Below are 2,776 nucleotides of genomic sequence, written 5' to 3'. Positions count from 1 at the left end.
CAGCCGTAGTGCCTATTGGGCGGGCCCGGTTACGTGGCTACGTCCGTAGCCATCACCTGAATGGCCCGGTTTGGTTTCGTTAACTGCGTAGGGACCCGTCGACTTGTCACGCGCGCCCTCAGCAATCGCACCGAGATTGAGGTCAAGGTTAACGACTCACGCTTGCAGCGCCATGACTGCGCACCGCCTGCCCGAGAAACGCGACGCCGGTCGCAACCTTGTACGATCAGCCTGGTACCAGCACCGTGACTTCCTTAGGCGCAGAGACCGCCCGCTGAGCATTTCAGGTGCTACGACGTGAGCTAAGCCTTTGCCTGCCTTACCGGTCGCTGCATCACCACCCACATTGAACGCGAAAATGGTTTCAGAGGTAATTCTTCGACCACGTCGATCGTCGTGCCTATGGCCTGGTTCGCCGAACGCGGTTCGATGGCGAACGAAGGAGGCTTCCCTACAAACCAGGATAAGCTGGGCCAGCGAGAGTGGGGCTAATCACGCCATCTGAGCGAGCAATACAAGCAGGGCTAGATTTCGAGTGTACCAATTCAAGCCGCTGATCGCGCATGGCCGGCCGAACTGGTTCTGTAATGAGCTCCATCACTCGAACGCTCAAGGCCGTCCCGCACCTTCGCTCGGCGATTAAGAACAAAGCTGTTTACAAGTGCCGACAGATGCGTAGAGGCTGACGAGAGTGTGTGGCTTAGCGCAGTTGTTTCTTCGACCATGGCAGCATTTTGCTGTGTCATCTGGTCAAGTTCGTTGACGGCTATGCTGATCTGTTTCAGGCCGGCGGATTGCTCGATTGCGGCGGTGGAAATAGCATCAATGTTCTGGTCGATAGATGTGACGTAACTGTCGATCCGCGCGAGTGCGTGGCCAGTATCATCGACTAGCTTCACGCCAACGGTCACTTGTTGGCTCGAGTTGGAGACGAGCGCCTTGATTTCCTTGGCAGCCACGGCAGATCGTTGCGCCAGTTCGCGAACTTCCTGTGCCACCACGGCGAAACCCTTACCGGCCTCCCCTGCCCTTGCAGCTTCAACGCCAGCGTTGAGCGCCAGTAGGTTTGTCTGAAAGGCAATCTCGTCGATCACACCGATGATCTGACCAATCTCTGTCGCGGAGCGTTCGATAGTCTTCATAGCCTGGATGGCGTTTTGGACTACACGACCGGAATCTTCCGTGCAGTCTTTTGCCTCGGCAACGAGCTTGCGCGTCTCAGCGCTGCGGTCCGAGGCCTGGGCCACGGTGACGGCAACCTCTTCCAGAGCGGCTGAGGTTTCTTCCAGTGCAGCAGCCTGCTGTTCTGTGCGCTTGGCCAAGTTATCGGACGCTGAGCGCATTTCGAGGCCGTTTTCATGAATTGCCAGGGTCGTGTCCAGAACTTGCACAAGGGTGGTCTGAAATGCCGCGAGTGCATTGTTAAAATCGTGCCGCAGCGGCTCAAAATCAGGCATAAACGCATGATCAATTGTGTGACGGATGTTACACTCAGCCAAGCGGGCTAGTCCGGCACCAAGGGTTTCAACCACATGTGATAGAGCCTCTGCCTGCTCTGCTACAGCTGCCGAGCGGCGCTGCTGCTCGTCTGCCGCAAGCGCGCGCGCCTTTTCCGCCTCGTCACGCATGCGCTGGCGCTCGAGAGCAGCCTGACGGAAAACTTCGACGGACTGCGCCATTGCTCCGATCTCGTCGGTTCGGCTACCGAACGGCACCTGTTTCGTCAGATCGCCACCAGCGAGATGAGTCATGTAGCCGGAAATGGTTGACAAGGGTGCGATCGCTCGTCTCCGGAAATACCAGATGCCTGCAACGAACAACAAGACGGAGAGTCCGCTGCCAACGGCTGCCATTAGCTCAAGCGACGCAGAAGTTGCCTCAGCTCCGTTTTCCTCAGCTGCGAGGTGAGCGTTCGACATTTGAACGAGCTCGCGTACGGCTGCATCATGTGCCCAGAACTTGTTGCCCAGTTCCTGTATCATAGGTCCAGCCGCATCGCGGAAGGCCGTAACTCGATTGAAGTGTTGGTCGTAAACTCTCCAGAATTCATCACCCTTGGCCAATACATCATCCGCGAGCTTTAGCTTCAAAGGAAGCGGGAGCTGCGAGGCTCGCCAATGCTCGCGTCGCGCCTGATAATCAGCCTTAAGCAAGGTGATTTTTGAGGTGGCCAGTTCCGCTTTCCGAGGATCCAGCACCGCCTCGGTGGCAAGCATGTAAGCTTCGACCAAATATAGTGGTGGAGGCAAGATATCCGCCACCAAGTCCTTGCTCTCGACAATGTCGTCATACACTGGTCCGTTGACCTTCAATTGTGAGAGCGCAAAATGCTGCAAGCCGATTGAGGTGCCAGTCCAATGACGAATATGGCGGCGAAGGTAAGGAGGAGGCGGGCAATGGTGAGTTTCGGCACGACGTGTCCCTTAAACAGCCTGAACTATATCGCAGCAAATAAACACGGCATTCTCTAACTTCTGGTTATCCAACTAACTGACAATTATCAAAATTCACTTAGTCTTTCGTCGAATAAAGACCGCGGACAGGCACAACTGCGGGCAAACAGGCGTGGACTGTTTGAGACATCGTCCGACGCGCAAGCACGATTGAACGAGAGCGCGTGCTCCATGTGTTCTGATCGGACTTCCACAGCTGTCGCCGGACCCGATTTCGTCGTTCCATGCTGGACTGGCCTCGCGATTCTCATTGATATTTGCGGTCCATCCCGTTAGCTATTGTTCCATTCGGAAACCGGACATCGGCGGGAGGATGGGCGGTG

1 protein-coding gene is annotated in these 2,776 nt (G+C 56.1%); it reads right to left on the bottom strand.

Annotated elements, in window-relative coordinates; translation table 11 throughout:
• Positions 1–545: 545 nt before the first annotated feature.
• Entirely contained in the window at positions 546–2,294 is a 1,749-nt protein-coding gene (locus tag Q0072_RS14100; protein ID WP_298331293.1) for a methyl-accepting chemotaxis protein, read from the bottom strand.
• Between the last annotated feature and the right edge of the window lie 482 nt (positions 2,295–2,776).

The organism is Asticcacaulis sp., assembly GCF_027484505.1.
Classification (GTDB): domain Bacteria; phylum Pseudomonadota; class Alphaproteobacteria; order Caulobacterales; family Caulobacteraceae; genus Asticcacaulis.
Note: the sequence above shows the minus strand (reverse complement) of the source record. Positions and strands in the feature narration are given on the sequence as shown.